This window comes from Streptomyces sp. NPDC048606 (assembly GCF_040650855.1).
Classification (GTDB): domain Bacteria; phylum Actinomycetota; class Actinomycetes; order Streptomycetales; family Streptomycetaceae; genus Streptomyces.
The window spans coordinates 88,704-115,349 of the sequence record NZ_JBEZIB010000012.1 but is presented as its reverse complement, the minus strand read 5'-3'; the positions used below and the strand labels follow the sequence as shown (position 1 = coordinate 115,349).

Sequence of the window (26,646 nt, the reverse complement as noted above, 5' to 3'; positions counted from 1 at the left end):
GGGAACGGGACGGGCGGGCGGAGGGACCCGCGCCGGGCCGGCGTACTGCCGGTCCGCGACTACTTGGTCGCGGCCTTCTTCGCGGCGGGCTTGGCCGCGCGCTTGGGAGCCTCGGCCCCCTCCTCGGCCCGCGGGGCCTCGGAGCGGTCCTCGTCCCGGTCCGCCGGCTTCGCGGCGGCGACCGGGGCCGCGGCCCTGGCGGCGGACTCCTCCAGACGGGTCACGCCGAACTTCAGCGAGGACTCGTAGGTGTTGTCCGGGTCCAGCCGGCGCAGCTCCTCCGCCAGCAGCTCGGCCGTGTCGCGGCGCTTGAGCGCCACCGCGCGGTCGGGCTGACCCGGCATGCACAGCGTGGCCAGCGCGCCGTCGGCCCGGTCCAGGACGACCTCGCCGTCCTTCGTCGTGAGCCGGACCGCGGTCAGGCCCGGACCACCGGACAGGGTGCGCTGGACCGGGACGCCGAGGCGGTCCGCCAGCCACATGGCCAGCAGCTCGCAGCTCGGGTTCTCGTCCTCGCCCTCGACGGTCGCGGACAGCACGGACACCGACTGCTGGTCCAGTGCCGCCGCCAGCATCGAGCGCCACGGAGTGATCCGGGTCCAGGACAGGTCCGTGTCACCGGGCGCGTACGCCGAGGCCCGCGCGGCGAGGGCGCCGATCGGGTGCTCCAGGGAGTACGTGTCCGTGATCCGACGCTGGCCCAGCGCACCCAGCGGGTCGCCCGCCAGGTCCGAGGGGGCGCCCTCCGGCCACCAGACCACCACGGGGGCGTCCGGCAGGAGGAGCGGGAGAACCACCGACTGGGCGTGGTTGACCAGTTCGCCGTGCAGGCGCAGCACAACCGTTTCGCCGGTGCCCGAGTCCGCCCCGACGCGGATCTCCGCGTCGAGTCGGGCCTCGCGGCGGCTGCGCGGTGAGCGGCTGACCCGCTTGACCACGACGACGATCCGCGACGGGTGTTCGTGGGACGCGTCGTTCGCCGATTTGAGCGCGTCGTACGCGTTCTCCTCGTCGGTCACGATCACCAGCGTGAGGACCATGCCGATGGCCGGCGTGCCGATGTCCCGGCGCGCCTGCACCAACGCGGCGTTGATCTTGCTGGAGGTGGTCTCCGTGAGGTCGATCTTCATGGCCGGCGCCAGCTCCGTCCGTCTCGTGCGAGCATCTCGTCCGCCTCGACCGGCCCCCAGGTGCCCGCCGGGTACTGCGCGGGCTTGCCGTGCTTGTCCCAGTACTCCTCGATCGGGTCGAGGATGTTCCAGGACAGTTCGACCTCCTGGTGACGCGGGAAGAGGTTCGCGTCGCCGAGGAGCACGTCGAGGATGAGCCGCTCGTAGGCCTCGGGGCTGGACTCCGTGAAGGACTCGCCGTACGCGAAGTCCATCGTCACGTCCCGGACCTCCATGGAGGTGCCGGGCACCTTGGAGCCGAAGCGGACCGTGATCCCCTCGTCCGGCTGCACCCGGATGACCAGGGCGTTCTGCCCCAGTTCCTCGGTGGCGCCCGATTCGAACGGCAGGTACGGCGCCCGCTTGAAGACCACCGCGATCTCGGTCACCCGACGGCCCAGGCGCTTGCCCGTGCGCAGGTAGAACGGGACGCCCGCCCAGCGGCGGTTGTTGATCTCCAGGCGGATGGCCGCGTAGGTGTCGGTCTTCGACTTGGGGTCGATGCCGTCCTCTTCGAGGTACCCGACGACCTTCTCGCCACCCTGCCAGGCCGCCGAGTACTGGCCGCGCACGGTGTGCTTGCCCAGGTCCTCGGGGAGCTCCACGGCGGTGAGCACCTTGAGCTTCTCCGCGACCAGCGCCTTGGGGTGGAAGGAGCCGGGCTCCTCCATCGCGGTCAGCGCCAGCAGCTGGAGCAGGTGGTTCTGGATGACGTCGCGGGCGGCGCCGATGCCGTCGTAGTAGCCGGCGCGACCGCCGATGCCGATGTCCTCCGCCATGGTGATCTGCACGTGGTCCACGTAGGACCGGTTCCAGATCGGCTCGAACATCGTGTTGGCGAAGCGGAGCGCCAGGATGTTCTGGACGGTCTCCTTGCCGAGGTAGTGGTCGATCCGGAAGACCTCGTCACGGGGGAAGACCTCGTGGACGACCTTGTTCAGTTCCTCGGCGCTCTTGAGGTCGTGGCCGAAGGGCTTCTCGATGACGGCACGCCGCCAGGAGCCCTCCTTCTGCGCCAGACCGTGGTCCTTGAGCTGCTGGACCACCTTGGGGAAGAACTTCGGCGGGACCGACAGGTAGAAGGCGAAGTTGCCGCCCGTGCCCTGGGCCTTGTCGAGTTCCTCGATCGTCGACTTCAGCGTCTCGAAGGCGGCGTCGTCGTCGAAATCGCCCTGGACGAAGCGGCAGCCCTGCACCAGCTGCTGCCAGACCTCCTCACGGAAGGGGGTGCGCGCGTGCTCCTTGACGGCGTCGTGCACCTCCTGGGCGAAGTCCTCGTCCTGCCACTCGCGACGGGCGAAGCCGATCAGCGAGAAGCCCGGCGGCAGCAGGCCGCGGTTGGCGAGGTCGTAGACGGCGGGCATGAGCTTCTTGCGCGACAGGTCACCCGTAACGCCGAAAATGACCAGGCCGGACGGCCCCGCGATGCGCGGGAGCCGCCGGTCCTGTGCGTCACGAAGCGGGTTCGCTCCGTTCACCGACAAAATACTCAGTCCTCCGCGGGGGCGAGGCGCTTCAGCTCCGCCTCGGTCGACTTCAGCAGGTCGTTCCACGACGCCTCGAACTTCTCGACGCCTTCGTCTTCGAGCAGCTGCACCACATCGTCGTACGAGATGCCCAGCTTCGCGACCGCGTCGAGCTCGGCGCGCGCCTGCCCGTACGTGCCGCGGATGGTGTCGCCGGTGACCTCGCCGTGGTCGGCGGTGGCCTCCAGGGTCGCCTCGGGCATGGTGTTGACGGTGCCGGGGGCGACCAGGTCCACCACGTACAGGGTGTCCTTGTACGCGGGGTCCTTGACGCCGGTCGAGGCCCACAGCGGACGCTGCTTGTTGGCCTGCGCCTTGTCCAGCGCGGCCCAGCGCTCGCCGCCGAACACCTCTTCGTAGGCCTCGTAGGCCAGACGGGCGTTGGCGAGGGCCGCCTTGCCCTTCAGGGCCTTGGCCTCGTCGGTGCCGATGCCGTCCAGGCGCTTGTCGATCTCGGAGTCCACGCGGGACACGAAGAAGGAGGCCACGGAGTGGATCTTGGAGAGGTCGAGGCCCGCGGCCTTGGCCTTCTCCAGACCCGCCAGGTAGGCGTCCATGACCGCGCGGTAGCGCTCCAGCGAGAAGATCAGCGTGACGTTGACGCTGATGCCCCTGCCGATGACCTCGGTGATCGCCGGCAGGCCGGCCTTGGTCGCCGGGATCTTGATGAGCGTGTTCGGGCGGTCCACCAGCCAGGCGAGCTGCTTGGCCTCGGCGATGGTCGCCGTGGTCTCGTGCGCCAGGCGCGGGTCGACCTCGATCGACACGCGGCCGTCCTGGCCGTCCGTCGCGTCGTACACCGGGCGCAGGATGTCGGCGGCGTCGCGGACGTCCGCCGTGGTGATCATCCGGATCGCCTCGTCCACGGTGACCTTGCGGGCGGCGAGGTCGGCGAGCTGCTGCTCGTAACCGTCACCGCTGCTGATCGCCTTCTGGAAGATCGACGGGTTGGTGGTGACACCGACGACGTGCTGCTGGTCGATCAGCTCGGCCAGGTTGCCGGACGTGATGCGCTTGCGGGACAGGTCGTCCAGCCAGATCGCCACGCCCTCGTCAGAGAGGCGCTTCAGTGCGTCTGTCATGGGAATTGCATCTCCTACTTGTACTTGTAGCCGGTGTCAGCGCGCGTCGGCGGCGGCGAGGGATTCCTTGGCTGCCGCGGTCACGGCCTCGGCGGTGAGGCCGAACTCGCGGTACAGCACGGCGCCGTCGGCCGAGGCACCGAAGTGCTCCAGCGACACGATCCGGCCCGCGTCGCCGACGTAACGGTGCCAGGTCAGACCGATGCCCGCCTCGACCGCGACTCGGGCCTTGACGGAGGGCGGCAGGACGCTGTCCTTGTACTCCTGGTCCTGCTCCTCGAACCATTCGACGGACGGCATCGAGACCACGCGGGCCGGGACGCCCTCGGCCTGGAGGGCCTCGCGCGCCGCGACGGCGAGCTGGACCTCGGAGCCGGTGCCGATGAGCACGACCTGCGCGGGGCCGCCTTCGGCCTCGAACAGCACGTACCCGCCCTTGGCGGCGTCCTCGTTGCGCTCGTAGGTCGGCACGCCCTGACGGGTGAGCGCCAGACCGTGCGGGGCGCCCTTGCCGAACACCTTGGTGTGGCGGCGCAGGATCTCGCGCCAGGCGATGGCGGTCTCGTTCGCGTCGGCCGGGCGGACCACGTTCAGGCCCGGGATCGCGCGCAGCGAGGCGACGTGCTCGACCGGCTGGTGGGTCGGGCCGTCCTCGCCGAGGCCGATGGAGTCGTGCGTCCACACGTACGTCACCGGCAGGTGCATCAGCGCGGAGAGGCGGACGGCGTTGCGCATGTAGTCGGAGAACACCAGGAAGGTGCCGCCGTAGATGCGGGTGTGGCCGTGCAGCGCGATGCCGTTCATGGCCGCGGCCATGGAGTGCTCGCGGATGCCGAAGTGGATGGTGCGGCCGTACGGGTCGGCCTCCGGCAGCGGGTTGCCCACCGGCAGGAACGAGGAGTTCTTGTCGATGGTCGTGTTGTTCGAGCCGGCGAGGTCGGCCGAGCCGCCCCACAGCTCCGGGATGACGGCGCCGAGCGCCTCCAGCACCTTGCCGGACGCGGCGCGGGTGGCGACGCCCTTGCCGGTCTCGAAGGCGGGGAGCTTGTCCTCCCAGCCCTCGGGCAGCTCGTTGGCCTCGATGCGGTCGAACTCGGCGGCGCGCTGCGGGTTCGCGGAGCGCCAGGCGGCGAACTCCTTCTCCCAGGCGGCGCGGGCGTCACGGCCGCGGTCGCCGAGGGCGCGGGTGTGGGCGATGACCGCGTCGGAGACCTCGAAGGTCTGCTCCGGGTCGAAGCCGAGCACGCGCTTGGTCGCGGCGACCTCGTCGTTGCCGAGGGCCGAGCCGTGGGAGGCCTCGGTGCCCTGGGCGTGCGGGGCCGGCCAGGCGATGATCGAGCGGGCCGCGATGAAGGACGGACGGCCCGTCTCGGCCTTCGCCGCCTGGAGGGCCGCGTAGAGCGCCTTCGGGTCGAGGTCGCCGTTCTCCTGCTGCTCGACGCGCTGGACGTGCCAGCCGTACGCCTCGTAGCGCTTCATGGTGTCCTCGGAGACGGCCGTCTCCGTGTCACCCTCGATGGAGATGTGGTTGTCGTCCCACAGCAGGACCAGGTTGCCGAGCTTCTGGTGGCCGGCCAGCGCGGACGCCTCGTGGGAGATGCCCTCCTGGAGGCAGCCGTCGCCCGCGATCGCGTAGACCATGTGGTCGAACGGGGAGGTGCCGGGGGCGGCCTCCGGGTCGAACAGGCCGCGCTCGTAGCGGGCGGCCATGGCCATGCCCACCGCGTTCGCCACGCCCTGGCCGAGCGGGCCGGTCGTGGTCTCGACGCCCGCCGTGTGGCCGTACTCCGGGTGGCCGGGGGTCTTGGAACCCCAGGTGCGGAACGCCTTGAGGTCGTCCAGCTCCAGCCCGAAGCCGCCGAGGTAGAGCTGGGTGTAGAGGGTCAGGGACGAGTGCCCTGCGGAGAGCACGAAACGGTCGCGGCCGACCCACTGGGGGTCCGCCGGGTCGTGCCGCATGACCTTCTGGAAAAGGGTGTACGCGGCGGGGGCCAGGCTCATCGCCGTTCCCGGGTGGCCGTTCCCGACCTTCTGGACCGCGTCGGCGGCCAGGATGCGGGCGGTGTCGACGGCCCGCTGGTCCAGTTCGGTCCACTCGAGCTCTGTGGTGGTCGGCTTGGTGCTCACCGTTGGTCAGGGCTCCTCTCCACATGTTGTTTTCCCGGTGACGAACGGTGACACCGGCGCGATTCCGAGCCTACCCCCGCCAGGGCGTGCGGCTATTCGAGTGCCGGTAGTGCGTCGCCGGGTCGAAGCCCGCTGTTCATCTGTGCGCGTCCGGTTTCATCTGTGCCGGTCCGATCCGATCGGCCCAACACGAGGCGACCCCCGCGCGGGGCGAGGTAAGAGGTACGTCTACAGTGGCGTGGTACGCGCAAGCCTTTACGGGGCCTTCATCCACTGGAAGGGCCCAGTCGGAGCTTGCTGGATTCTCTCTCAGGGGTGTGCGTGACGGCCGTCGAATCCCGTCCAGCGGGGGTGCTCGGGACGAGCCCCGGTCACCGGCCGTTCGGGGCCCGGGCCATGGCTTTCGTGGCTTTGACCAAGCCGCGGATCATCGAACTTCTGCTGATCACCACAGTGCCGGTGATGTTCCTGGCCGAACAGGGCGTTCCGTCGCTGTGGCTGGTCCTGGCGACCTGCTTCGGCGGTTACCTGTCGGCGGGCGGCGCGAACGCGCTGAACATGTACATCGACCGCGACATCGACGCGCTGATGGACCGCACGTCGCAGCGACCGCTGGTCACGGGCATGGTGAGCCCGAACGAGTGCCTGGTCTTCGGCATCTCGCTCGGCGTGATCTCCACCCTGTTCTTCGGCTTCCTGGTCAACTGGCTGTCGGCCGCGCTGTCGCTCGGGGCGCTCCTCTTCTACGTCGTCGTCTACACGATGCTGTTGAAGCGCCGCACGACGCAGAACATCGTCTGGGGCGGCATCGCCGGTTGCCTGCCGGTGCTCATCGGCTGGTCGGCGGTGAAGAACGAGGTCTCCTGGGCCGCGGTCATCCTCTTCCTCGTCATCTTCTTCTGGACGCCGCCGCACTACTGGCCGCTGTCCATGAAGGTGGCCGACGACTACGCGCGCGTCGGCGTGCCGATGCTGCCGGTCGTGGCGGGCAACAAGGTCGTGGCCAAGCAGATCGTGATCTACAGCTGGGTGATGGTCGGCGTGTCGCTGCTGCTCACCCCGCTGGGTTACACGGGCTGGTTCTACACCACGGTCGCGCTGGTGGCCGGCGGTTGGTGGCTGTGGGAGGCGCACGCGCTGAACGCCCGGGCCAAGGCCGGGGTGACGGGCGCGAAGCTCAAGGAGATGCGGCTGTTCCACTGGTCGATCACCTACGTGTCGCTCCTGTTCGTCGCCGTGGCCGTGGATCCCTTCCTCCGCTGATTACTCGCCGGTAGCATGCCGTGTATGGCAGAGACCGCGGAGACCACAGACACCGCTGACACCACAGACAAGAAGCAGGACCGCAAGGCCGCGAAGCTGGCCCGGCAGATCGACGCGTTCGCCGGGCAGCACGGCGGCGCGCAGGGCCACCTCGCGCACATCGGCCAGGCCGGCACCCGCATCGTCCTCGTCGGCGCCGACGGCGGTTGGGGCGACCTCGTCGCCCCGACCTTCGAGGTGGCGAGGCTGGCCGCCGAGAAGGCCGGCCTCACGCTCCACGAGGAGTTCGACGGCGAGTTCGCCGCCCGGGTCAAGACCGGCCCCTACGAGTGGACCCGCATGGCGGGCATCCAGATCGGCGGCCCCGCCAACCCGGCCGCCTGATCCCGTGGGGGGTCGGTCAACAGCGCGAGCAACACCTCACACCCCGCTCACCCGTTAGGACGTGTGGAAGCCCCTTCCCCACGTCCGCAACGGGATGCCCGGATGATCGAAACGCCGCCCCTGGTGGACCAGCACTGCCACGGAGTGCTCCGTACGGAGCTGGGACTCGCCGGTTTCGAGGCGCAGCTGATCCGCTCGGCGGGTCCGCCCGCCGCCGGTACCACCTTCTTCGACACCCAGACCGGCTTCGCCGTACGCCGCTGGTGTCCGCCCCTGCTCGGCCTGGAGCCGCACTGCCCGCCCGCCCACTACCTCGCCCGGCGGCGCGAGCTCGGGGCCGCGGAGAGCGGCCGGAGGCTGTTGCGGGGCTCCGGGGTGGGCGTCTTCCTCGTCGACACGGGGGACGTCGGCGCCCCCGGCCACGACGGACACCCCGGGCATCCCGGTCACCACGGTGACGGCGGGGACGTCTGCGGGCCCGGGGAACTGGCCCTCGCCGGGCGGGCGCGGGCCCACGAGGTCGTCCGGCTGGAGATGCTGGCCGAGCAGGCCGCGGACACCTCCGGAACCGTCGCCGCCTTCCTCGCCAACCTCGCCGGAGCCGTCCACCACGCCGCCGCGCACGCCGTGGCCTTCAGCTTCGGGGCCGCCATGGCCGACGGGACGGGGTACGCGCAGGCCCTGCTCCGGGCCGCCGAGCCGCCCGGGCCGGGCGAGGTGCGCGGGGCGGCCGACCGGTGGATCGCCGGGCGCGCCAGGGGCGGGGCCGTCCACGACCCCGTACTCCTGCGGCACCTGCTGTGGAGCGCGGTCTCCTCGGGGCTGCCGATCCAGCTGCACACCGGCACGGCGCCGCCCGAGGCGCTCACCGGGTTCGTCCGGGCCACCGCCGGACTGGGGGCGTACGTCGTCCTGCTGGGCGGCTACCCGCACCACCGGCACGCGGCCCGGCTCGCGGCGGCGTACCCGCACGTGCACGCGGACCTCGGGCCCGTCCTGGCGCGGACGGGGGCGCGGGCCGGCGCCGTACTGGCCGAGCTGCTGGAGCTGGCCCCGTTCGGGAAGCTGCTGTACTCCAGCGGGGCTCGACGCCTTCCCGAGCTGCACGCGACCGGGGCCCTGGTGTTCCGCGAGGCCCTGGGGCGGGTCCTGGGCGGTTGGGTCACCGACGGTGCCTGGTCCTGGCGCGACGCGCACCGCGTCGCGGGGATGATCGCGGCGGGCAACGCGCGCCGCGTCTACCGGCTGGACGAACGGGACTGACGGACGGGACCTACGAACGGGACCGGCGGCACCCGACGGGGCGGGGACGACGGGCGGGGGAGTGCCCCGCCCGTCCGCCGGGCGTCGGGCCGCGGCCTCGGACCGCGGCGTCAGACCGCGGAGAGCGCGGACTCGTCGCGGGCCGGCGCGGCGTCCACCGGCTCCGTCGAACGCTCGCGCAGGCTCAGCGTCAGGCGGAGCACCGAGATCCACACCAGGCAGGAGCCCAGCATGTGCGCGGCGACCAGCACCTCGGGGAGCTGCGTGAAGAACTGGACGTAGCCGATCGCGCCCTGCGCGAGCAGCACCACCAGCAGGTCGCGGGCGCGCGCCCGGGTGTCGGTGGGGGCGTCGACCACCCGCAGCACCAGCCACATCGCGACGGCCAGCGCGCAGACCAGCCAGGCGGCGATGGCGTGCACGTGCGCGGTGGCCGCCCAGTCGAACGGCATCCGCTTGATCTCGCTGCGGTCACCGGCGTGCGGCCCCGAGCCGGTCACGACGGTGCCCGCCGCGATGAGCACGAGCGTGGTGGCGATCAACGCCCACGACAGCTTGCGCACCGGTGCCGGCACGCGCGGCCGGGGAGCGGCGTCGCTCTCGCGGGTGCGCTGCCAGGTGAGGGTGGTGACCGTGATCAGGCCGGTGGCGAGCAGGAAGTGCCCGGCCACGCTGTACGGGTTCAGCCCCGTCAGGACGGTGATGCCGCCGAGGACGGCGTTGCACATCACCAGCGCGAACTGGATCCAGCCGAGCTTCGTCAGCGAGTGCCGCCAGGGCTTCGCCGAGCGGGCCGCGAGGATGACGGCGCCGACGGCCGCGCTCAGCACGTAGGTCAGCATCCGGTTGCCGAACTCGATGGCGCCGTGGAAGCCCTGGGCCTGGGTGACGATGAGGCTGTCGTCGGTGCACTTGGGCCAGGTGTCGCAGCCGAGACCGGAGCCGGTCAGCCGCACCGCGCCGCCGGTGACGACGATGACCACGCTCATCACGAGCGCGGCGAGGGCCGCGCGCCGGACGGTCCGGGGTGACGGGGTCCAGCGGTCGGCGAGGTATGCGAATGGGTTCAACACGGCCCCTATCGTAGGCGGAGCCTTGTGCAAACTTTCACGAGGGGGTGGGTCCTGGTGCGTCGGCCCCGACGACCAGGCGGAACCGGGCCCCGGCCGGGTCGCCCTCCTCGTGCCACCACACGCGGATCCGCCACAGGGCGCCCTCGCCCGGGTACCGGGGCGAGGCGACGAAGCCCCGCACCAGCTCCTCGCCCACCTCCCGCGCGCTGCGGTCGCGCACCGTCGCGCCGTCGCGCCAGGGGTGGGGCTCCGCGGTCCACAGCCCGTCGGCGGCGCGTACGTCCACCCGCCACACCGCCCGCCAGGCGGTCACCTCCAGCATCGTGGACACCTGCTCGACCTCCAGCCCCAGCCGGTGGGCCGCCTCCGCGGCGGAGAAGCCCTGGATCCGGGCGGCCACCACGGCCCGCGGCAGCAGCCCTTCGGGCAGCAGACCGTCCGCCCGCAGCCCGGCCAGGGAGTCGAAGGACAGCAGCCGCAGCCGCCGTTCGAGCTGACGGCCGACGTGGTCCAGGGCCTCCTCCGCCTCCTGGGCCACCTCCGGGTCGGGCGCCTCGCGCAGCAGCCGGCGGAAGTCCGCCTCGGCGTCCACCGCCCAGGCGAAGGCCTCGGCGGCGAGGCCGAGCTCCGCGAGACGGTCCCCGAGGAACACCTTCGCCTGCGCGAGCCCCCGCCGGTTGACCGGATCGCCCCGGTCCAGGGCCGCCCACACCTCGACGGCGGCCCGGGTCAGGTCACGGGCCCGTTCGCCGGCCGCCCGTTCCATGAAGCCGGGGCCCTCCTCGGCGGCGTCCCCGAGCGGGTGGCGGGGCAGCCGCGCCGCGTCGCTCAGCGGCCAGGCCAGCCACACGCCCTGGTTGATCAGTCCCCGCGCGTACCAGCGGGCGTACTCGGGGGCGTGCCCGGCGGCCTCGCGCGCGTGCCGCAGGCCCTCCTCGACGGCGGCCAGGGCCCCGGCCCGGTCGCCGGCGGCGAACCTGCGCGCCGCGAGGTCGGCCAGCCGCAGCCCGAGCCGGGCGGCGCACTCGGGGTCCGTGCGGGCGGGCTCGCGCAGTGCCCCGATCAACTCGGCGAGCAGCCGCTCGCTCTCCTCGGGCGTCGCGTGCGCGGCCCCCGATCGGATCCGCGCCCACTGCGCGTCCAGCCGCAGAACGGCTTCCCGCTGAGCCATGCCCGCCCCCCGGCGTCCCGGTCCCGCATCCTCGGTCCCCCGCAGGGGTGGAGGTGGTCATCCTCCCGCCGGGGCAACGTCCGGGGGAAGGGATTCACTCCCAGCGGAAGAGCCTCGCGGCGGCGCCGAGTCCCAGTACCGACCAGACCGCGAGGACCGCGGCGTCGCCCCACGGCAGGCCGGAGCCGTGCTGGAGCACCTCGCGCAGCCCGTTCGAGAGCGCCGAGATGGGCAGCAGCCCGAGGACGCTCTGCACCGCGTCGGGGAACTTCTCCATCGGCACGATCACCCCGCCCCCGACCAGCAGGAGCAGGAAGACCAGGTTGGCGGCGGCGAGGGTGACCTCGGCCTTGAGGGTGCCCGCCATCAGCAGCCCGAGGCCGGAGAAGGCGGCGGTGCCCAGCAGGATCAGCGCGGCGACGGTCAGCGGGTTCCCCTGCGGGGACCAGCCCAGCGCGAGGGCGATCGCCGTCAGCAGGGCGATCTGGAGCACCTCGGTGACCAGGACCGACAGGGTCTTGGCGGTCATCAGGGCCCAGCGCGGCAGCGGGGAGGCCCCGAGCCGCTTGAGGATCCCGTAGCGGCGGTCGAAGCCGGTGGCGATGGCCTGGCCGGTGAAGGCGGTGGACATCACGGCGAGGGCGAGGATGCCCGGGGCGAGGAAGTCCACGGACTTGACGGAGCCGCCCGCCTCCAGGGGGACGGAGATGATGTCCACGGAGGAGAACAGGGTCAGCAGCAGCGCCGGGATGATCACGGTGAGCAGCAGCTGCTCGCCGTTGCGCAGCAGCATCCGGGTCTCCAGCGCGGTCTGCGCGGCGATCATCCGGGACACGGGCGCGGCGCCCGGGCGGGGGGCGAACGTACCGGCGCTCATGCGCGCAGCTCCTTGCCGGTCAGTTCGAGGAAGACGTCCTCGAGGGTGTGTCGTTCCACGGCGAGGCTGCTCGGCATCACCCCGTGCTGGGCGCACCAGGAGGTGACGGTGGCCAGCATCTGCGGGCCGACGTCACCGGTGACCCGGTAGGAGCCGGGGGTGAGCTCGGCCGCGTCGGTGCCGTCGGGCAGGGCCTTGAGCAGGGAGGCGAGGTCGAGGGAGGGGCGGCCGTTGAAGCGCAGGGTGTTCTCGGCGCCGCCGCGGCACAGCTGATCGGGGCTGCCGTGGGCGATGACCTTGCCGGCGTCGACGATGGCGACCTCGTCGGCGAGCTGCTCGGCCTCGTCCATGTGGTGCGTGGTGAGCACGACGGCCACGCCGTCCGCGCGCAGTTCCCGTACGAGCTCCCAGGTCGCGCGGCGGGCCTGCGGGTCGAGGCCGGCGGTGGGCTCGTCGAGGAAGACCAGCTCGGGGCGGCCCACGACGGCCATGGCCAGGGCGAGGCGCTGCTGCTGTCCGCCGGAGAGCCGGCGGTAGGGGGTGCGGCCGCAGCCGCCGAGGCCGAGGCGTTCCACCAGGGTGTCGACGTCCAGGGGGTCGGCGTACAGCTTCGCCATGTGGCGGAGCATCTCGACGGCGCGGGCGCCGGAGTAGACCCCGCCGGACTGGAGCATGACGCCGATGCGCGGGCGCAGGGCCTCGGCCTGGGAGGTCGGGTCGAGCCCGAGCACGCGCACGGCGCCGGCGTCGGGGCGGCGGTAGCCCTCGCAGGTCTCGACGGTGGTGGTCTTGCCCGCGCCGTTGGGACCGAGGACGGCGGTCACCGCGTCGCGGGGCACCGTGAGGTCCAGACCGTCCACCGCTGTCTTGGATCCGTACCGTTTCACCAGTCCGCGGATCTCCACGGCGGGGTCGTTGCTCATGGGAGACGAGTCTACGGAGCGCGGGAGGGGGGCTTTGGTCCCGGGGGTGGCGGGGTCAGGGGCCCGGTACCCGGTGACCTTTTCGGGCCGTCCGGGGGCCGGCGCGGTCCTAGCGTTGAGTGGTGAACAGCATCGCCGAGAACGTCCGGGCCACTTCAGGACAGGCCGCGCACAAGGCCCACGACCTGGGGCACCCGCCGCGCTACTTCGTCTCCGCGATGCTCGCGGGCGCGTACATCGGCATCGGCGAGGTGCTGCTGCTCGTGGCGATCTCGCCGTTCGTGGCGCAGGGCTCGGCGGCGGTGAAGCTGCTGGAGGGCGCGGTGTTCCCGATAGCGCTGACGATCGTGATGTTCGCGGGGGCGCAGCTGTTCACCAGCAACGTGATGGTGATGCTGGTCGGCGCCCTCTCCGGGCGGACGGGCCCGCGGGACCTGGCGCTGTCCTGGGGGCTGTCGCTCGCGGGGAACCTGGCGGGGGCCTTCCTCTTCGGGGCGATGGTGCACGCGTCCGGGGTGACCTCGTCGCCGTCGGCGCGGGCGATGCTGGCGGAGATGGTGCACGGGAAGACGGCGCTGGGCGGCGGTCAGCTGTTCTGGCGCGCGGTGCTGTGCAACATGCTCGTCTGCCTGGCGATCTGGATGTTCACTCGAGCCCGGGGTGACGCGGCCAAGATTTTCGTCCTGTGGCTGCCCGTGGCGGTCTTCGTGGCGGTGGGATTCGAGCACTGCGTCGCGAACATGGCTCTTTTCAGCCTGGCGATCCTGGATGGCTCATCGCAATGCGGTGATCTTTTCCGGAACCTGATGTTTACCGTCCCGGGGAACGTCGTGGGCGGAGGTTTGCTGGTGGGAGCCGTTTATTGGTTCACCGGAGGCTCCCGCAGGGAATGCGGAACGCTGCCATCCGATTAACTCTCCGTCGACAAATTAGGTAACCCTTAGTGATGGAGGCCACCAGGGGTGGCGTCCGTCACGGCTTGTCGTCGCTCACTTAATTACGCAACAATGGCGTTGTGAAATACGGCGAACGGATGATCGAGACCCCGCACGGGGAGCTCGCGACCGGAGAGCGGTCAACCCGCAACCGGGTCGCGCGGTCGATCCTGGACCACGGTCCTTCCACCGTCGCCGACCTCGCGCAGCGTCTCGGCCTCACCCAGGCCGCCGTCCGCCGCCACCTCGACACGCTCGTCGCCGACGACGTGGTCGCACCCCGTGAGCAGCGCGTGTACGGCACGCGCACCCGGGGTCGACCCGCCAAGGTCTTCGCGCTCACCGACTGCGGCCGCGACGCCTTCGACCAGTCCTACGACACCCTCGCCGCCGACGCCCTGCGCTGGATCGCGCAGTCCGTCGGCGGGGGTGAGCGGGGGGAGGCGGCCGTGGCCGCCTTCGCCAGGGCCCGCATGGAGGCGCAGGCGCAGCCCTACCGGGAGTCCATCGAGGCGGCCGCACCCGCGGACCGTACCGAGGCCCTGGCCAAGGCGTTGACCGCGGACGGGTACGCTGCTACGGCGAAGAGCGCTCCCGGTCCGCACAGCGGCGAACAGCTCTGTCAGCACCACTGCCCGGTCGCACACGTCGCCGAGCAGTTCCCGCAGCTCTGCGAGGCGGAGACCGAGGTCTTCTCCCGCCTGCTCGGGACGCACGTGCAGCGCCTCGCCACGATCGCCCACGGCGACGGAGTGTGCACCACGTTCATTCCGCGAAGCGCCACACAGACCGACACATCAGCATCTGCAAGTACGGCCGGGAGGAACCCCGCATGACCACGGAGACTGCTCACCCTGAGCTCGATGGCCTGGGCACCTACGAATACGGCTGGGCCGACTCCGACGCGGCCGGCGCCGCTGCCAAGCGGGGTCTGTCCGAGGAGGTCGTCCGCGACATCTCGGCCAAGAAGTCCGAGCCGGAGTGGATGCTGAACCTCCGCCTCAAGGGCCTCAGGCTGTTCGACAAGAAGCCCATGCCGAACTGGGGTTCCGACCTCTCGGGCATCGACTTCGACAACATTAAGTACTTCGTGCGTTCCACCGAGAAGCAGGCCGCTTCCTGGGAGGACCTGCCCGAGGACATCAAGAACACGTACGACAAGCTCGGCATCCCGGAGGCGGAGAAGCAGCGCCTCGTCGCCGGTGTCGCGGCCCAGTACGAGTCCGAGGTCGTCTACCACCAGATCCGCGAGGACCTGGAGGAGCAGGGCGTGATCTTCCTCGACACGGACACCGCGCTCAAGGAGCACCCGGAGCTCTTCCAGGAGTACTTCGGCACGGTCATCCCGGTCGGCGACAACAAGTTCGCGTCGCTGAACACCGCGGTGTGGTCCGGCGGCTCGTTCATCTACGTCCCCAAGGGTGTCCACGTGGACATCCCGCTCCAGGCCTACTTCCGCATCAACACGGAGAACATGGGCCAGTTCGAGCGGACGCTGATCATCGTCGACGAGGACGCCTACGTCCACTACGTCGAGGGCTGCACCGCCCCGATCTACTCCTCGGACTCGCTGCACAGCGCCGTGGTCGAGATCATCGTGAAGAAGGGCGGCCGCTGCCGCTACACGACCATCCAGAACTGGTCGAACAACGTCTACAACCTGGTCACCAAGCGCGCCGTGGCGTACGAGGGCGCGACCATGGAGTGGATCGACGGCAACATCGGTTCCAAGGTCACCATGAAGTACCCGGCCGTCTACCTGATGGGCGAGCACGCCAAGGGCGAGACCCTGTCCATCGCCTTCGCGGGCGAGGGCCAGCACCAGGACGCCGGCTCCAAGATGGTCCACATGGCGCCGAACACCTCGTCGAACATCGTCTCCAAGTCGGTGGCGCGAGGCGGCGGCCGCACCTCCTACCGCGGTCTCGTCGAGATCGGCGAGGGCGCCCCGGGCTCCAAGTCCAACGTGCTGTGCGACGCGCTCCTGGTCGACACGATCTCCCGCTCGGACACCTACCCCTACGTCGACGTCCGCGAGGACGACGTGACGATGGGCCACGAGGCCACCGTCTCCAAGGTCTCCGACGACCAGCTCTTCTACCTCATGCAGCGCGGCCTCACCGAGTTCGAGGCCATGGCCATGATCGTGCGCGGCTTCGTCGAGCCGATCGCCAAGGAGCTGCCGATGGAGTACGCGCTGGAGCTCAACCGGCTGATCGAGCTGCAGATGGAGGGCTCGGTCGGCTAGCGCCGACCGCCCCCGTCCCGCAGCACACCCTTTAGACGTAGACGTGTTCTTTTAAGAGAGCGAGCAACACGACAGCCATGGCTGAGGCTCAGAACATCCCGGCGGGCTCCACCACCGCCGGCTCGATCGCGGTGGCCGCCGAGTCCACCGTCGCCACCCGGATGAGCGCGCCCCCGTCCTTCGACGTGGCCGACTTCCCGGTCCCGCAGGGTCGCGAGGAGGAGTGGCGCTTCACCCCGCTGGCCCGCCTCAAGGGCCTGCACGACGGCACCGCGGTCGCCAACGGCACCATGAAGGCCCAGATCGACGCGCCCGAGGGCGTCACGGTCGAGTCCGTCGAGCGCGGCGACGAGCGGATCGGCAAGGCCGGCGTCCCCGTCGACCGGGTCTCGGCCCAGGCCTTCTCCTCGTTCGCCAAGGCCACGGTCGTCACCGTGCCCAAGGAGACCGTGCTCGCCGAGCCGATCCGCGTCGCGCTGCACGGCGAGGGCGGCACGACCTACGGTCACACCGTCTTCGACATCAAGCCGTTCGCCGAGGCGATCATCGTGATCGACCACACCGGTGACGGCGTGCGCGCCGCCAACGTCGACGTCCTCGTCGGCGACGGCGCCAAGGTGACCTTCGTGTCGATCCAGGACTGGGACGACACCGCGGTCCACACCTCGCAGCACAACGCCCTCGTCGGCCGCGACGCGAGCTTCAAGTCCGTGGTCATCACCTTCGGCGGCGACCTGGTCCGGCTGCACCCGCGCGTCACCTACGCCGCCCCCGGCGGCGAGGCCGAGATGCTCGGCCTGTACTTCACGGACGCCGGCCAGCACCAGGAGCACCGCCTCCTGGTCACGCACGACGCCCCGCACTGCAAGTCGAACGTGGTCTACAAGGGCGCGCTCCAGGGCCAGGACGCCCACGCCGTCTGGATCGGTGACGTGCTCATCGAGAAGACCGCCGAGGGCACCGACACCTACGAGATGAACCGCAACCTCGTCCTGACGGACGGCGCGCGCGTCGACTCGGTGCCGAACCTGGAGATCGAGACCGGCGAGATCGTCGGCGCCGGCCACGCCTCCGCGACCGGTCGCTTCGACGACGAGCAGCTGTTCTACCTCCAGGCCCGCGGCATCCCGGCCGACGAGGCCCGCCGCCTGGTCGTGCGCGGCTTCTTCGCCGAGCTCGTCCAGCAGATCGGCGTCGCGGACATCGAGGAGCGGCTGATCGCCCGGATCGAGACCGAGCTGCAGGCGTCCGTCTGATGACCTACCTCAAGGCCTGTGCGCTGAGCGAGCTGGAGGAGAACACCCCCAAGCGGGTGGAACTCGACGGCACGCCGGTGTCCATCGTCTCCACCGAGGGGGAGGTGTTCGCGATCCACGACATCTGCTCGCACGCGAACGTCTCCCTCTCGGAGGGCGAGGTCGACGACTGCATGATCGAGTGCTGGCTGCACGGTTCGGCCTTCGACCTGCGCACCGGCAAGCCCTCGGGCCTGCCCGCGACCCGCCCCGTACCCGTTTACCCCGTCAAGATCGAAGGGGACGACGTGCTCGTCTCCCTCACCCAGGAGTCCTGAGGTATCCATGGCAACGCTTGAAATCCACGACCTGCACGTCTCCGTCGAGGCCGAGAACGGCGCCCGCGAGATCCTCAAGGGCGTCGACCTCACCGTCAAGCAGGGTGAGACGCACGCCATCATGGGTCCGAACGGCTCCGGCAAGTCCACGCTGGCCTACTCCCTGGCCGGTCACCCGAAGTACACCATCACCGGTGGCACCGTCACCCTCGACGGCGAAGACGTCCTGGAGATGTCCGTCGACGAGCGCGCCCGCGCCGGTGTCTTCCTCGCCATGCAGTACCCGGTCGAGGTCCCCGGCGTCTCGGTCTCCAACTTCCTGCGGACCTCGGCCACCGCCATCCGCGGCGAGGCCCCCAAGCTGCGCACCTGGGTGAAGGAGGTCAAGTCCGCGATGGAGCAGCTCCAGATGGACCCGGCCTTCGCCGAGCGCAACGTGAACGAGGGCTTCTCCGGCGGTGAGAAGAAGCGCCACGAGATCCTCCAGCTGGAGCTCCTCAAGCCGAAGATCGCGATCCTCGACGAGACCGACTCCGGCCTCGACGTCGACGCCCTGCGCATCGTCTCCGAGGGCGTCAACCGCGTCCGCGAGACCGGTGAGGTCGGCACCCTGCTGATCACGCACTACACGCGCATCCTGCGCTACATCAAGCCCGACTTCGTGCACGTGTTCGCCAACGGCCGCATCGCCGAGTCCGGCGGCGCCGAGCTGGCCGACCAGCTGGAGGCCGAGGGTTACGACAAGTACGTGAAGGGTGGCGCGACCGCGTGACACAGCTGCCTGGCCTCCTCGACATCGAGGCGATCCGCAAGGACTTCCCCCTGCTGGATCGTGTGGTCCACGACGGGAAGAAGATCGTTTACCTGGACAACGCGGCGACCTCGCAGAAGCCGCGCCAGGTGCTCGACGCGCTGAACGAGTACTACGAGCGGCACAACGCCAACGTCCACCGCGGCGTGCACGTGCTCGCCGAGGAGGCCACGGCGCTGTACGAGGGCGCTCGCGACAAGGTCGCCGCCTTCATCAACGCGCCGAGCCGCGACGAGGTGATCTTCACCAAGAACGCCTCGGAGTCGCTCAACCTGGTCGCGAACATGCTCGGCTGGGCGGACGAGCCCTACCGGGTCGACCGCGAGACCGAGATCGCCATCACGGAGATGGAGCACCACTCCAACATCGTCCCGTGGCAGCTGCTCGCGCAGCGCACCGGCGCGAAACTGAAGTGGTTCGGCCTCACCGACGACGGCCGGCTCGACCTGTCCAACATCGAAGAGGTCATCACGGAGAAGACGAAGATCGTCTCCTTCACGCTGGTCTCCAACATCATGGGCACCGTCAACCCGGTCGAGGCGATCGTCCGCCGCGCGCAGGAGGTCGGCGCGCTGGTGCTGATCGACGCCTCGCAGGCCGCCCCCCACATGCCCCTGGACGTCCAGGCCCTCGGCGCCGACTTCGTGGCCTTCACCGGCCACAAGATGTGCGGCCCGACCGGCATCGGCGTCCTGTGGGGCCGCCAGGAGCTCCTGGAGGACCTGCCGCCGTTCCTCGGTGGCGGCGAGATGATCGAGACCGTGTCGATGCACGCCTCGACGTACGCCCCCGCGCCCCACAAGTTCGAGGCCGGTACGCCCCCGATCGCCCAGGCCGTCGGCCTCGGCGCGGCCGTGGACTACCTGTCCGCGATCGGCATGGACAAGATCGCCGCCCACGAGCACGCGATCACCGAGTACGCCGTCCGGCGCCTCCTGGAGGTCCCCGACCTGCGGATCATCGGCCCGACCACGGCCGAGGACCGCGGCGCCGCGATCTCGTTCACGCTCGGGGACATCCACCCGCACGACGTCGGTCAGGTGCTCGACGAGCAGGGCATCGCCGTCCGCGTGGGTCACCACTGCGCGCGTCCGGTCTGCCTGCGGTACGGAATTCCCGCGACCACGCGAGCGTCTTTCTACCTGTACTCCTCTCCCGCCGAGGTCGACGCGCTGATCGACGGGCTGGAGCACGTACGGAACTTCTTCGGATGACGGGGAACGAGACGAAGGCGCTGGGGCCGCTGTGAAGCTGGATTCGATGTACCAGGAACTGATCCTGGACCACTACAAGCACCCGCACGGACGTGGCCTGCGCGACGGCGACGCCGAGGTGCACCACGTCAACCCGACGTGCGGCGACGAGATCACGCTGCGCGTGAAGTACGACGGGGAGACGCTCACCGACGTCTCCTACGAGGGCCAGGGCTGCTCCATCAGCCAGGCCAGCGCGTCCGTGCTGAACGAGCTGCTCGTCGGCAAGGAGCTCGCCGAGGCGCGGAAGATCCAGGGCGTCTTCCTGGAGATGATGCAGTCGAAGGGCAAGATCGAGCCCGACGAGGCCATGGAGGAGGTGCTGGAGGACGCGGTCGCGTTCGTCGGCGTCTCCAAGTACCCCGCGCGGGTGAAGTGTGCTCTCCTGAGTTGGATGGCCTGGAAGGACGCGACCGCCCAGGCACTGGGTGACGCGGAGAGGAAGACGGCATGACCGAGAACGCGACGCCCGAGGCGTCGATCAAGCCGGCCACCGAGGAAGAGGTCCGCGAGGCCCTCTACGACGTGGTCGACCCCGAGCTGGGCATCGACGTCGTCAACCTGGGCCTGATCTACGGCATCCACATCGACGACGCGAACATCGCGACCCTCGACATGACCCTGACCTCGGCGGCCTGCCCGCTGACGGACGTCATCGAGGACCAGGCGAAGTCGGCGACGGAGGGCATCGTCAACGAGCTCCGCATCAACTGGGTCTGGATGCCGCCGTGGGGTCCGGACAAGATCACGGACGACGGTCGTGAGCAGCTGCGCGCGCTCGGCTTCAACGTCTGACGCACGCTCCGACGCGGGCGTGGCGCGCGCACGGCGCGCACCGCGCGCATCGCGCGTACGGGGGAGGGCCCCCGGCACGGTCGTGCCGGGGGCCCTCCCCGCTTTCCGGGCGGTGCCGGTTGTTACCCGGCCGGCCGGCCGGCGTGCACCCGGAGTTGGCCGGGCCGGCCGAACCTTCTCGACGGCCGTCAGCACGTGACGGCGCCCACGAGAGGATCCTCCGTGCCCGTTCGCCCCACCCCGGTACACCGTCGCGCCGCCCTGGGCGCCGGGGCCGCGGCCCTGCTCGTCGCGGGCCTCACCGTCCCCGCGCACGCGCAGGCCGGCCACGCCGCCCCGACGATCGCCCTGTCCGCCGCCCGGCTCGCCGGCGCGGTGGGCGGCGTCGGCGACCCGTTCGTCACCGTGGACGTGGCGCAGGCCGGGGTCCCGGACGGCTTCCTGAGGCTGCGGGTGGTCGCCTCCAGCAATCCGGCGGTGGCCCGCGTGGAGGACGTACGGCAGACCCGCACGCGCGAGGGCGACCGCGAGCTGACGGTCCGCGCCCGCGGGCGCGGATACACCGACCTGACCATCGAGGTCACCGGGCGCGGCGGCAGGACCGCCACGACCACCCTCTCCTACGCCGCCTCGGCGCGGGTCGCGGACTCCGCCTCCACCCGCTACCAGACCGGCTCCTCCGACGCCTCGGCCGCCGTCGACGTGGGGGGCGGCCACGTGCTGGTGGCCGACGACGAGTCCAACGTGCTGCGCCTGTACGACCGTTCCCGCTCCGGCGGCCCGGTCAGGACCTGGGACCTCGGCCCCGCGCTCGGCCTGAAGAAGGAGGTCGACATCGAGGGGGCGGCCCGGGTCGGCGACACCGTCTACTGGACCGGCTCGCTCGGCAACAACAAGGACGGCAAGTACAAGGCGGAACGCGACACCGTCTTCACCACCCGCGTCACCGGTTCGGGCGCCTCCACCGAGATCGCCTTCGGCGCCGCCTACCGGAGCCTGCGCGAGGACCTGGTCGCCTGGGACGCCGCGCACGGCAACCGGTACGGCTTCGCGGCGGGGACGGCCGCCGGTGAGGTGCCCAAGCAGATCGACGGGTTCAACGTGGAGGGGCTGGAGTTCGCCCCGGGCTCCACGACCACCGCCTACCTGGGCTTCCGGGCCCCGCTGGCCCCGGCCGTGCCCGGCGGCAGGGCGCTGGTCGTCCCCGTCACCAACATCGACCGGGTGCTCGCGGCCGGCGACCGGCCGGTCTTCGGCGAGCCGATCGAATGGGACCTCGGCGGGCTCGCGATCCGCGACGTCAAGAAGAACGCCGCGAACCAGTACCTGATCCTGGCCGGCTCCTTCGCGGCCGACGACAACTCCGACCCCTACGCGCTCTACCAGTGGGACGGCGTCCCCGGGCACGCCCCGCGCAAGCGGGCGGACCTGCCGACCACCGACCCCGGCGGCTGGGAGTCCGTCGTCGAGGTCCCCGACCTGCGGCGGCCCGGCGCGCGCGTGCAGCTCGTCACCGACAACGGCGCCGCGGACCTGTACGGCGACGGGGTGGAGGCCAAGGACCTGCCGCACGCGGAGTGGAAGAAGTCGCGGTCGGCCTGGTTCACCCTGAACCGCGCCCGCTGAGGCCGGCGGGGGCCGGCTTCGGGGTCCGGCCCTGTGGGGCGGTCCCGTGGGGCGGTCCTGTACGACCGTGGCCGGCGACACGGGATGCGTACACCTGTACGCACCCCGTGTGTACAGTCGTACGCATGCCCTACGTACTGCTTGCCGCGGCCATCGCCGCCGAGGTCGCCGGAACCACCGCCATGAAGTACAGCGAGGGCTTCACCCGCCTGTGGCCCTCGCTGGGGACTCTGCTCGGCTACGTCATCGCCTTCACGCTCCTCGCGCAGACGTTGAAGTCGATGTCGGTGGGCACGGCGTACGCGATCTGGGCCGGCGTCGGCACCGCCGCCATCGCCGCGATCGGCATGGTCTTCATGGGCGAGGCGGCCACCGCCGCGAAGATCGCCGGGATCGGGCTGGTCATCGCGGGCGTGGTCCTGCTCAATCTGGGCGGGGCCACCCACTGATGGCTCCCGGTGCGCGCCGCCACGATCCCGGGCGCCGGCAGCGGATCATCGACGCGGCGACGCGCGTGGTCGAGGCACGGGGCATCGCCGGTCTCAGTCACCGCAGCGTGGCGGCCGAGGCGGACGTGCCGCTGGGCTCGACCACGTACCACTTCGCGACCCTCGACGAACTCCTGGTCGCCACCCTGAGGCAGGCGAACGAGGCCCATGTCCCGAGGCTCGTGCTCCGCGACGGCGAGGACCTCGCCGGGGCCTTGGCGCGGCTGCTGGGCGAGCGGTTGACGGCGGAGCGCGGCCGCGTCGAGCTGGAGTACGAGCTCTACCTCGCCGCGCTGCGCCGGCCCGCGCTGCGCCCGGTCGCCGCGCGGTGGTGCGAGGACGTGGACCGGGCCCTGGAGCCGTACGCCGACCCGGCCACGGCCCGCGCGCTGGTGGCGGTGCTGGACGGGATCGGCCTGCGGGTGCTGCTCACGGACACCCCGTACGACGAGGCCGGCGCGCGGGAGGCGCTGGGCCGGATCCTGACCGGGGGCCGACCCGGGGGTCGACCCGGATCCTGACCGGGGACTGACCCTGGCGGTCGACCCGGGGGCTGACCCCGGCGGTCGCCCCCGGTGGCTGAACGGCCGCCGAACCCGGCACGCGGAGCCCGACGGGCCGGCCCGCGCCCGCCCAGGACGGGCCGCCGGGCCGGGTGCGCCGGGCTCCGAGTGCCGGGTACGGCGGGCCGGGTGCGCCGGGTTCCGTGCGCCGGATTCGGTGCGCCGCGCTCAGTGCGCCGCGCGCACCGCCGCGAGGGCCGTCGTCACGCTCGCCTCGATGTCCCCGATCGGGTAGATCACCTCGCGCACCGTCCGGTCCCGGTCCACGACCAGCGTCAGCCGCTTGATCCGGCTCGTCCCGGCCGCGCGGAACGTCGGCAGGCGCAGGGCCGTCACCAGTTCCAGTCCCGCGTCCGACAGCAGCGGGAAGCGCAGCCCCTCCTTCTCGGCGAACTCCCGCTGCTCGTCCGGGCGCTGCGTCGACACCCCGTGCACGGTGGCGCCGGCCGCGGTGAACTCCGCGAGCTGGTCGCGGTAGGTGCACGACTCCAACGTGCAGCCCTGCGCGCCGGGGATCCCGGCCCAGCCGGGCGGGTAGGACTCGGCCCGGGCGTACGCGCCCGGAAAGCAGTACAGGACCGTGAACGGGGTCCCCGCCACCGGGTCGCGGAGCTCGCCGAACCGGTCCGGCAGCAGCAGCTCCGGCAGTCGTGTGCCGCGCAGCGCGTGGACCCGTGCGGCCTCCTTCGAGGACTCCCGCGTCGTCGCCGTCATCTCTCCCTCTCCCAGGACCCAGGTGTCACCCCAGTCCTGGAGGGCCACCAGGACCGGCAGCAGGCCCCGCCCGCGCGGGGTCAGCCGGTACGCGTGCCGCACCGGACGTTCCTGGTACGGCTCGCGCGTCAGCACGCCCGCCTCGACCAGCAGCCTCAGCCGCTCGGCGAGCACCTTGCGGGAGACGCCGAGTTCGCGTTGGAGCTCGTCGAAGCGGTACAGGCCGCGTGCGGTGTCGCGCACGATCAGCAGCGTCCACCAGTCGCCCACGACGTCGAGGGCCTGGGCGATGGAGCAGTCCGCGTCGCCGAGTTGTGTGCGCTGGGCCATGGCACTCCTTTGTCCGTTGACCCCAGGCTGTCATGCTGACATAGTCCGTTCCTAAAGGGAACTTACTCGTCGGATGCGGGGGCGCGGGAGTGCTGAAGGGGTTCAAGGACATACCGAGGGTCGTGTGGCTGCTGGCCGCGGGGGTGTTCGTCAACGCCGTCGTCGGCTTCACCTTCGTCTTCGTCTTCCTCTACCTGACCGGCCCGCGCGGCCTCGGCGCCGCACAGGCGGGCCTGGCCACCGGCATCGGCGGCATCGGTCTGGTCGCGGGCAACTTCACGGGCGGCTGGTACGGGGACCGCTTCGGGCACCGCAGGGTGCTGCTCGCCGCCTCCGCCGTCGGCGGACTGCTCCTGACGACCTTCCCCCTGCTGTCGAACCCCGCGCTCTACGCGGCCCTGCCACTGGCCCAGTACGCCTCCGGGGTGGTCCGCGCCTCGAACGCCGCGCTGGTCGCCGTCACCGTCCCCGAGGGAGCGCGCCGGCAGGCCTTCGCCGTCGTGCGCTGCGCCTCCAACGGGGGCTTCACCCTCGGCCCGCCGATCGGGGCCCTGGTCGCCGCCGGACTCTCCTACGACTGGCTGTTCGTCGCCGACGGCGTCGGCACCCTCTTCTTCGCCTGCTGGACCGCCCGCGTCGTCCCGGCCCGCGGCGCCCGCGGGAGCGCCGCCGCCCGGGCGGGCGGCGGGGCGGGCGCGGAGGCGGAGCGGGGCGGGGTCCTCGCGGCGCTGCGGGCGCGGCCGACCGTACCGGTCCTGCTCGCCGCCATCCTCGTCGTGGACGTGGTCTACCGCCAGCAGTACTCCGTCTTCCCCGTCTTCCTCGCCGACCACGGGCTCGACGTACGGGCCTTCGGCCTGATCATCGCCCTCAACGGGGCCGTGATCCTGCTGCTGGAACTGCCCGCCGCCGTCGCGCTGCGCGCCAGACCCCCGCTGGCGGTGATCGGGACCGGCCTCGTGCTGGTCGGCGCCGGCTACGCGGCCCTGATCGCGGGAGCCGGGGTCGCCACCGCCGTCACCATGATGGTGCTCCTGAGCCTCGGCGAGATCCTCTACAAGACCACCGCCACCGCCTACGTGGCGGACCAGGCACCGGACCACGCCGTCGGACGCTTCCAGAGCCTCTACGCCGGGGTCTCCACGGGCGGTGTCGTCCTGGGCCCGCCACTGGGGGGAGCGCTGTACGCGGCCGCGCCGGGCCTGCTGTGGCCGCTGTGCGCCCTGCTCGCGGCGGGCGCGGGGGCTCTGCTGCTGGCGCTGTCCCGCCGGGAGGCGCGCAGGGCCGCCCGCGCCGCCGCGCACGGGGCGGCGGCGCAGGGGCGGACACCCACGGCGGCGCCGGCGCACGCGACCGGCACCTGAGACCGGCACATGAGACCGGTTCGCGACCACGGGCCGTCGCCGGTTAGGTTTCGGGCATGACTGCTACGCGTACCACCGGCGCCGTCGCCGCCGGACTTGCCACCATCACCGCCGACGGCACCGTCCTCGACACCTGGTTCCCCGCCCCCGAGCTGGCCCCCGAGCCCGGCCCGGCCGGCACCGAGCGCCTCACCGCCGAGCAGGCCGTGGAGCTCCTCGGCGCGGCCGCGGCCAAGGCCGTCCGCTCGGACGCGGTCCGGGGCGTCGAGGTCGTGGCCGTCCGCACCGTCATCGCCTCCCTGGAGGACAAGCCGCTCGACGCGCACGACGCGTACCTGCGCCTGCACCTGCTGAGCCACCGCCTGGTCAAGCCGCACGGCCAGAACCTGGACGGCGTTTTCGGCCTCCTCGCCAACGTCGCCTGGACCTCCCTGGGCCCGGTCGCCGTCGACCAGGTCGAGACCGTCCGCCTGAACGCGCGCGCGGAGGGCCTGCACCTCCAGGTCACCTCGATCGACAAGTTCCCGCGCATGACCGACTACGTCGCCCCCAAGGGCGTGCGCATCGCCGACGCCGACCGCGTCCGCCTCGGCGCGCACCTCGCCGAGGGCACCACCGTCATGCACGAGGGCTTCGTCAACTTCAACGCCGGCACCCTGGGCACCTCCATGGTCGAGGGCCGCATCTCGGCGGGCGTCGTCGTCGGCGACGGCTCCGACATCGGCGGCGGTGCCTCCACCATGGGCACCCTCTCGGGCGGCGGCAAGCAGATCATCTCGATCGGCGAGCGCACCCTCGTCGGCGCCGAGGCGGGCGTGGGCATCGCGCTGGGCGACGAGTGCGTCGTCGAGGCCGGCCTCTACGTCACCGCCGGCACCCGCGTCACCCTGCCGGACGGCCAGATCGTCAAGGCCCTGGAGCTCTCGGGCGCCGACAACATCCTCTTCCGCCGCAACTCGGTCACCGGCACCGTCGAGGCCCGCCCGTACAAGGCGGCCTGGGGCGGCCTGAACGAGGTCCTGCACAGCCACAACTGAGGTCCCGCCGCCCCGACCGGCGGCCGAACCACCGACGAGCGCCCTCTCCGG

The 26,646-nt window shown here is 71.5% G+C and carries 26 protein-coding genes; 17 read left to right on the top strand and 9 right to left on the bottom strand.

Features of this window, described 5'->3' with window-relative positions:
* Nucleotides 1–59: 59 nt before the first annotated feature.
* From opcA to tkt, 4 genes are read right to left on the bottom strand one after another with little or no spacing between them, the layout of a single operon-like run.
* On the bottom strand, nt 60–1,130 hold the full coding sequence (gene opcA, locus AB0D01_RS15740) for a glucose-6-phosphate dehydrogenase assembly protein OpcA (protein WP_363055713.1): 1,071 nt from the start codon (nt 1,128–1,130) through the stop codon (nt 60–62).
* Nucleotides 1,127–2,656 carry a glucose-6-phosphate dehydrogenase gene (gene zwf, locus AB0D01_RS15735; RefSeq protein WP_363055809.1) on the bottom strand — a complete coding sequence of 510 codons (1,530 nt, stop codon included), beginning with the start codon at nt 2,654–2,656 and terminating at the stop codon, nt 1,127–1,129. Before zwf ends, opcA begins: the two co-directional genes overlap by 4 nt.
* Before the next feature lie 2 nt (nt 2,657–2,658).
* Nucleotides 2,659–3,777: a transaldolase gene (tal, locus tag AB0D01_RS15730; RefSeq protein WP_363055712.1), complete on the bottom strand. Its 1,119-nt coding sequence runs from the start codon at nt 3,775–3,777 to the stop codon at nt 2,659–2,661.
* A gap of 36 nt (nt 3,778–3,813) precedes the next feature.
* On the bottom strand, nt 3,814–5,904 hold the full coding sequence (gene tkt, locus AB0D01_RS15725) for a transketolase (RefSeq protein WP_363055711.1): 2,091 nt from the start codon (nt 5,902–5,904) through the stop codon (nt 3,814–3,816).
* Between the two features lie 315 nt (nt 5,905–6,219).
* On the opposite strand from tkt, the gene AB0D01_RS15720 reads away from it, so the two are divergent.
* From AB0D01_RS15720 to AB0D01_RS15710, 3 genes are all read left to right on the top strand, one after another.
* A complete protein-coding gene (locus AB0D01_RS15720; protein WP_363055808.1) occupies nt 6,220–7,167 on the top strand; it encodes a heme o synthase in 948 nt (315 codons plus the stop codon).
* A 24-nt stretch (nt 7,168–7,191) separates the two neighbouring features.
* Nucleotides 7,192–7,551 carry a hypothetical protein gene (locus AB0D01_RS15715; protein ID WP_363055710.1) on the top strand — a complete coding sequence of 120 codons (360 nt, stop codon included), beginning with the start codon at nt 7,192–7,194 and terminating at the stop codon, nt 7,549–7,551.
* A gap of 102 nt (nt 7,552–7,653) precedes the next feature.
* Nucleotides 7,654–8,814 carry an amidohydrolase gene (locus AB0D01_RS15710; protein WP_363055709.1) on the top strand — a complete coding sequence of 387 codons (1,161 nt, stop codon included), beginning with the start codon at nt 7,654–7,656 and terminating at the stop codon, nt 8,812–8,814.
* A gap of 110 nt (nt 8,815–8,924) precedes the next feature.
* Here AB0D01_RS15710 and AB0D01_RS15705 read toward each other — a convergent pair whose 3' ends face one another.
* The 4 genes from AB0D01_RS15705 to AB0D01_RS15690 form a co-directional block, all read right to left on the bottom strand.
* Nucleotides 8,925–9,917 carry a COX15/CtaA family protein gene (locus tag AB0D01_RS15705; protein WP_363055708.1) on the bottom strand — a complete coding sequence of 331 codons (993 nt, stop codon included), beginning with the start codon at nt 9,915–9,917 and terminating at the stop codon, nt 8,925–8,927.
* Between the two features lie 4 nt (nt 9,918–9,921).
* Nucleotides 9,922–11,058 (bottom strand): hypothetical protein, encoded by a 1,137-nt coding sequence (locus AB0D01_RS15700; protein WP_363055707.1) that lies wholly within the window; start codon nt 11,056–11,058, stop codon nt 9,922–9,924.
* Nucleotides 11,059–11,152: 94 nt separating this feature from the next.
* Complete coding sequence (locus AB0D01_RS15695) at nt 11,153–11,935, bottom strand: ABC transporter permease (RefSeq protein WP_363055706.1); 783 nt, start codon at nt 11,933–11,935, stop codon at nt 11,153–11,155.
* The gene (locus AB0D01_RS15690; RefSeq protein WP_363055705.1) at nt 11,932–12,858 is read right to left on the bottom strand and encodes an ABC transporter ATP-binding protein; all 927 of its coding nucleotides are present in this window, start codon (nt 12,856–12,858) and stop codon (nt 11,932–11,934) included. The genes AB0D01_RS15695 and AB0D01_RS15690 overlap by 4 nt, the downstream gene beginning before the upstream one ends.
* A 122-nt stretch (nt 12,859–12,980) precedes the next feature.
* Between AB0D01_RS15690 and AB0D01_RS15685 the strand changes: the two genes are divergently transcribed.
* The 12 genes from AB0D01_RS15685 (at nt 12,981) to AB0D01_RS15630 (ending at nt 23,108) form a co-directional block, all read left to right on the top strand.
* Entirely contained in the window at nt 12,981–13,772 is a 792-nt protein-coding gene (locus AB0D01_RS15685) for a formate/nitrite transporter family protein (protein ID WP_363055704.1), read from the top strand.
* Between the two features lie 119 nt (nt 13,773–13,891).
* Nucleotides 13,892–14,629, top strand: coding sequence for an ArsR family transcriptional regulator (locus tag AB0D01_RS15680; protein ID WP_363055807.1), 738 nt, complete (start codon nt 13,892–13,894; stop codon nt 14,627–14,629).
* Complete coding sequence (sufB, locus tag AB0D01_RS15675; protein WP_363055703.1) at nt 14,626–16,041, top strand: Fe-S cluster assembly protein SufB; 1,416 nt, start codon at nt 14,626–14,628, stop codon at nt 16,039–16,041. The genes AB0D01_RS15680 and sufB overlap by 4 nt, the downstream gene beginning before the upstream one ends.
* A 77-nt stretch (nt 16,042–16,118) precedes the next feature.
* Complete coding sequence (gene sufD, locus AB0D01_RS15670) at nt 16,119–17,297, top strand: Fe-S cluster assembly protein SufD (RefSeq protein WP_363055702.1); 1,179 nt, start codon at nt 16,119–16,121, stop codon at nt 17,295–17,297.
* Nucleotides 17,297–17,614 carry a non-heme iron oxygenase ferredoxin subunit gene (locus AB0D01_RS15665; RefSeq protein WP_363055701.1) on the top strand — a complete coding sequence of 106 codons (318 nt, stop codon included), beginning with the start codon at nt 17,297–17,299 and terminating at the stop codon, nt 17,612–17,614. Before sufD ends, AB0D01_RS15665 begins: the two co-directional genes overlap by 1 nt.
* Nucleotides 17,615–17,621: 7 nt before the next feature.
* On the top strand, nt 17,622–18,386 hold the full coding sequence (sufC, locus tag AB0D01_RS15660; protein WP_053785807.1) for a Fe-S cluster assembly ATPase SufC: 765 nt from the start codon (nt 17,622–17,624) through the stop codon (nt 18,384–18,386).
* Nucleotides 18,383–19,639 carry a cysteine desulfurase gene (locus tag AB0D01_RS15655; RefSeq protein ID WP_363055700.1) on the top strand — a complete coding sequence of 419 codons (1,257 nt, stop codon included), beginning with the start codon at nt 18,383–18,385 and terminating at the stop codon, nt 19,637–19,639. Before sufC ends, AB0D01_RS15655 begins: the two co-directional genes overlap by 4 nt.
* Before the next feature lie 31 nt (nt 19,640–19,670).
* Nucleotides 19,671–20,132 (top strand): Fe-S cluster assembly sulfur transfer protein SufU, encoded by a 462-nt coding sequence (sufU, locus tag AB0D01_RS15650; RefSeq protein ID WP_190181976.1) that lies wholly within the window; start codon nt 19,671–19,673, stop codon nt 20,130–20,132.
* Nucleotides 20,129–20,473, top strand: coding sequence for a metal-sulfur cluster assembly factor (locus AB0D01_RS15645; RefSeq protein WP_007263433.1), 345 nt, complete (start codon nt 20,129–20,131; stop codon nt 20,471–20,473). Before sufU ends, AB0D01_RS15645 begins: the two co-directional genes overlap by 4 nt.
* A gap of 222 nt (nt 20,474–20,695) precedes the next feature.
* Nucleotides 20,696–22,099, top strand: a complete 1,404-nt coding sequence (locus AB0D01_RS15640; RefSeq protein ID WP_363055699.1) for a hypothetical protein — start codon at nt 20,696–20,698, stop codon at nt 22,097–22,099.
* Nucleotides 22,100–22,224: 125 nt separating this feature from the next.
* Complete coding sequence (locus AB0D01_RS15635) at nt 22,225–22,548, top strand: multidrug efflux SMR transporter (protein ID WP_363055698.1); 324 nt, start codon at nt 22,225–22,227, stop codon at nt 22,546–22,548.
* Nucleotides 22,548–23,108, top strand: a complete 561-nt coding sequence (locus AB0D01_RS15630; protein WP_363055697.1) for a TetR family transcriptional regulator — start codon at nt 22,548–22,550, stop codon at nt 23,106–23,108. The genes AB0D01_RS15635 and AB0D01_RS15630 overlap by 1 nt, the downstream gene beginning before the upstream one ends.
* A 210-nt stretch (nt 23,109–23,318) precedes the next feature.
* Here AB0D01_RS15630 and AB0D01_RS15625 read toward each other — a convergent pair whose 3' ends face one another.
* A complete protein-coding gene (locus AB0D01_RS15625) occupies nt 23,319–24,194 on the bottom strand; it encodes a winged helix-turn-helix transcriptional regulator (RefSeq protein WP_363055696.1) in 876 nt (291 codons plus the stop codon).
* Between the two features lie 89 nt (nt 24,195–24,283).
* Between AB0D01_RS15625 and AB0D01_RS15620 the strand changes: the two genes are divergently transcribed.
* Together AB0D01_RS15620 and dapD are read left to right on the top strand one after the other, a co-directional pair.
* Nucleotides 24,284–25,558: an MFS transporter gene (locus AB0D01_RS15620; RefSeq protein WP_363055695.1), complete on the top strand. Its 1,275-nt coding sequence runs from the start codon at nt 24,284–24,286 to the stop codon at nt 25,556–25,558.
* A 56-nt stretch (nt 25,559–25,614) separates the two neighbouring features.
* The gene (gene dapD, locus AB0D01_RS15615) at nt 25,615–26,595 is read left to right on the top strand and encodes a 2,3,4,5-tetrahydropyridine-2,6-dicarboxylate N-succinyltransferase (protein WP_363055694.1); all 981 of its coding nucleotides are present in this window, start codon (nt 25,615–25,617) and stop codon (nt 26,593–26,595) included.
* The last annotated feature ends 51 nt before the right edge of the window (nt 26,596–26,646 follow it).